Here is a 4,046-nt window from a genome sequence, read left to right on the forward strand (position 1 = left end):
CGGCCGGGGGCTCGTGGGCGGCCGCGCCACCGCCTACGTGTGCCGGGGACACGTCTGCGACGCCCCCACCACCGACCCCGCGGTGCTCGCCGCCGCCGTCGGCGCCCGCCGCTGACCGCGCCGCCTGCGAGGGCGACGTGCGGCCATGTCGCCGTCGAGGCGCGGGAGGGAGGCGACGTGCGGCCATGTCGCCCCGTCGACGCCGTCCCGAGGGGCGACATGGCCACACCTCGCCTGCGGGCGCGGGCGGAGGGGCCGCCGCTCGGCGCCGGGACGGCGCAGGCCCCGCCCCGGTCCGGCGTCAGGACGTCGGGAGGTCCCCGCTGTAGAGCGCGAGCGAGGCCGCGACGTAGTGGCAGACGAAGGCCACGACGGTGAGCGCGTGGAAGATCTCGTGGAAGCCGAAGTACCGCGGGCTGGGGTCGGGCCGCTTGAGGCCGTAGACGAGCGCGCCGGCGGTGTAGAGCAGGCCCCCGACGACGACGAGGACGAGCACGGCGGGCCCGCCCCCCTCGAGGAACTGCGGGAGGAAGGCCACGGCGACCCAGCCCATGGCGACGTAGGCGGGCACGTACAGCCAGCGCGGCGCGCCCACCCAGAAGATCCGGAACGCGATGCCGACGAGGGCGGCGATCCAGGCCACGAGCAGGAGCACGCGCTGGGGGCCGGGCTGCAGGAGCAGGACGGCGAAGGGCGTGTAGGTGCCCGCGATGATGAGGAAGATGTTCGAGTGGTCGAACCGCTTGAGCAGCACCTGCGTGCGCGGCGACCAGCGTCCGCGGTGGTAGAGCGCGCTGACGCCGAAGAGCATCGCCGCGGTGAGCCCGAAGACCGCCATCGCCCATCGGCTCTCGGTCGTCGGCGCGAGGCTGACGGCCACGATGCCGGCGGCGAGGACGAGCGGGAACATGCCGAGGTGCAACCAGCCCCGCAGCAGGGGCTTGACGGCGCCGCCCGGGCCGCGCCGCCCGCCGTCGCCGGCGGTGGGCGCCGTCCGCGCCTCCTCGGGGCTGCCCGGGTCGGCGGAGCGCAGCGCCCCGTCGTCGCCCGGCTCCGGTGCCGCCGGGGCACCCCCGCGGCCGCTGCCGCTGCGCGCCTGGTCCACGTGGCCTCCTCCGCACCCGCGTCGGCGGGCGCCGCCGGCGTCCGCCCGTGCTGTCGCACCCGCCCTCCCCGCAGGACGACCGGACGAGCGTAGACGTGCCCGGGGCGGCCGTCCGCCGTCGGCGAGGAGCGCCGGACGGCGCCGGAGTAGCGTGCGGTGCGTGGCCCTGCGCGACCTCCTGTACCGGGCCTACGAGCGACGTCTCGTGGCGTCGGTCGGCCGCAGCCCGGAGGGCCCCCACCACGTGGGGGTCATCCTCGACGGCAACCGCCGCTGGGCGCGCCAGTCGGGGCTCGCCGCGCACGCGGGCCACCGCCGCGGCGCCGACAAGATCATCGACTTCCTCGGCTGGTGCGAGGACGCGGGCGTCCGCGTCGTCACGCTCTACCTGCTCTCGACGGACAACCTCCGGCGCGACCCGGACGAGGTCTCCGAGCTCCTCGGCATCATCGAGGACGCCGTCCTCGGCCTCGTCGCCACCGGCCGCTGGCGCGTGCACCCGATCGGCGCGCTCCACCTGCTGCCCCCGGACACGGCCGAGCGGCTCGCCGCGGCGGCGGCGTCGACGCGCGACGACGGCGGCCTCCACGTCAACGTCGCCATCGGCTACGGCGGCCGCCAGGAGATCGCCGACGCGGTGCGCTCGCTGCTCCGCGAGGAGGCGGCGGCCGGGCGCACGGTGGAGGAGCTGGCCGAGGTCGTCACCGTCGACCACATCGCCGAGCACCTCTACACCAAGGGCCAGCCCGATCCGGACCTCGTCATCCGCACCTCCGGCGAGCAGCGGCTCTCGGGCTTCCTCCTGTGGCAGAGCGCGCACAGCGAGTTCTACTTCTGCGAGGCCCTCTGGCCCGCCTTCCGGCGCGTGGACCTGCTCCGCGCGCTGCGCGCCTACGCCGCGCGCGAGCGCCGCTACGGATCCTGACGACCCCGCCTCGTCGGCCCGCCGACGTCCCACGAGCCTCGTCGTGCCCACCCGTCACGGGCGCCGCTCGCGCCGCTCACCCGTCCGCGCGACGCGCCCGGGCGCTCCCCGGCGCGGCGGGCCCTGCGGTCTAGCGTCGGGGACGGCGGCGGACCGACCCGTCGCCCCGGGAGGTCGGACGTGGCGCACGCCCCAGCAGCACCCGTGGACGGGGAGCCGGCCGCCGCCGCGCCCGCTCGTCGCGGGGCCGGGGGAGCGCTCGCGGCACGGCCCGCCCCGCCGGCCCAGCCCGTCGAGTAGCCGCCCGCGCGGCGGCGCGCGGGCGGGTGAGGAGCACCTCGTGGCCACCACCCCCGCGCGCACGTACGTCCTCGACACCTCCGTCCTCCTCTCGGACCCGCACGCGATGCTGCGCTTCGCCGAGCACGAGGTCGTGCTGCCGCTCGTCGTCGTCGTCGAGCTCGAGGCCAAGCGCCACCACCCGGAGGTCGGCTACTTCGCGCGCACGGCCCTGCGGCTCCTCGACGACCTGCGGGCCCGCCACGGCCGCCTCGACGGGCCGGTGCCCGTGGGCTCGGACGGCGGCACCCTGCACGTCGAGCTCAACCACGTCGACCCGACCTCCCTGCCGGCCGGGCTGCGCCTCGGCGACAACGACTCCCGGGTGCTCGCCGTCGCGCGCAACCTGTCGGCCGAGGGGCGCGACGTCGTCGTCGTCAGCAAGGACACCCCCATGCGGGTCAAGGCGTCGGCCCTCGGGCTCCCCGCCGAGGAGTACCGGGCCGACGCCGCGGTCGACTCCGGGTGGACCGGGCTCGCCGAGCTCGAGCTCGACGAGGCGGCGATGGCGCAGCTGTACGGCGAGGAGCGGCTGGAGGACCCTCGAGCGGCCGAGCTGCCCGTCCACACGGGCCTCGTGCTCCTCAGCCCGCGCGGCTCGGCGCTGGGGCGGGTGGCGGCGGACAAGTCCGTGCGGCTCGTCCGGGGCGACCGCGAGGTCTTCGGCGTCCGGGGCCGCAGCGCCGAGCAGCGGGTCGCCGTCGACCTGCTGCTGGACCCCGACCTCGGCATCGTCAGCCTCGGCGGGCGGGCGGGGACGGGCAAGTCCGCCCTGGCCCTGTGCGCAGGGCTGGAGGCCGTGCTCGAGCGCCGCACGCAGAAGAAGGTCGTCGTCTTCCGACCCCTGTACGCCGTCGGCGGCCAGGACCTCGGCTACCTGCCGGGCACCGAGGCGGAGAAGATGGGCCCCTGGGCCCAGGCCGTCTTCGACACCCTCGGGGCGCTCGTGAGCCCCGAGGTCGTGGAGGAGGTCATGGCCCGCGACCTGCTCGAGGTGCTGCCGCTCACCCACATCCGCGGCCGCAGCCTCCACGACGCCTTCGTCGTCGTCGACGAGGCGCAGTCCCTCGAGCGCGGCGTGCTGCTCACCGTCCTGTCGCGCATCGGGCAGGGCAGCCGCGTGGTCCTCACCCACGACGTCGCCCAGCGCGACAACCTCCACGTGGGCCGCCACGACGGCGTCGCCGCGGTCATCGAGAAGCTCAAGGGCCACCCGCTCTTCGCGCACGTGACGCTCACGCGCTCGGAGCGCTCGCCCGTGGCCGCGCTCGTCACCGAGCTGCTGGAGGGCCTCGAGCCCTAGGGGGCCGGCGCGGGGGGCGGCGGTCCCGTCGTCACCAGCGGTGACGCGGCGGTGCGGGGGGCCCGCCGACCGGGGCCGGAGGCCCCCCCGTCGTCACGGCGGGTAGCACAGCGGGAGCGCAGGCGCACGCCGGTAGCGCCGCGTGTTTTGACCCGTGACCGTTCCGTGATGCACGGTGGCTCCTCCGCGCGCCCGCCGGGTGCGCCCGAGGAGAGGTCGACCGCACCGTGGGCCGTCACCGCCAGACCGACCGAGCACCGTGGCAGCGACGCCGCCCGACCGACCGCACTCCCGCTCACCCCACCGCCCACCCGACCGCCCGCCCCACCGTCCGGAGGGGGCCCGCCCGGCACGCCGCCGCGCGCGCCGCGGGC

At 77.0% G+C, this 4,046-nt stretch carries 3 protein-coding genes; 2 read left to right on the forward strand and 1 reads right to left on the reverse strand.

The window, feature by feature from the left end; all coding sequences use genetic code 11:
• Positions 1-301: 301 nt before the first annotated feature.
• Positions 302-1,033 (reverse strand): PAQR family membrane homeostasis protein TrhA, encoded by a 732-nt coding sequence (gene trhA, locus HLB09_RS14045; RefSeq protein WP_246235462.1) that lies wholly within the window; start codon positions 1,031-1,033, stop codon positions 302-304.
• Positions 1,034-1,265: 232 nt separating this feature from the next.
• Between trhA and HLB09_RS14050 the strand changes: the two genes are divergently transcribed.
• The gene (locus HLB09_RS14050; RefSeq protein WP_322790196.1) at positions 1,266-2,030 is read left to right on the forward strand and encodes an isoprenyl transferase; all 765 of its coding nucleotides are present in this window, start codon (positions 1,266-1,268) and stop codon (positions 2,028-2,030) included.
• A gap of 406 nt (positions 2,031-2,436) precedes the next feature.
• Entirely contained in the window at positions 2,437-3,672 is a 1,236-nt protein-coding gene (locus HLB09_RS20115) for a PhoH family protein (RefSeq protein ID WP_212771104.1), read from the forward strand.
• Positions 3,673-4,046: the final 374 nt, after the last annotated feature.

It is taken from the genome of Pseudokineococcus marinus, assembly GCF_013004605.1.
GTDB classification, from domain to species: Bacteria; Actinomycetota; Actinomycetes; order Actinomycetales; family Quadrisphaeraceae; genus Pseudokineococcus; species Pseudokineococcus marinus.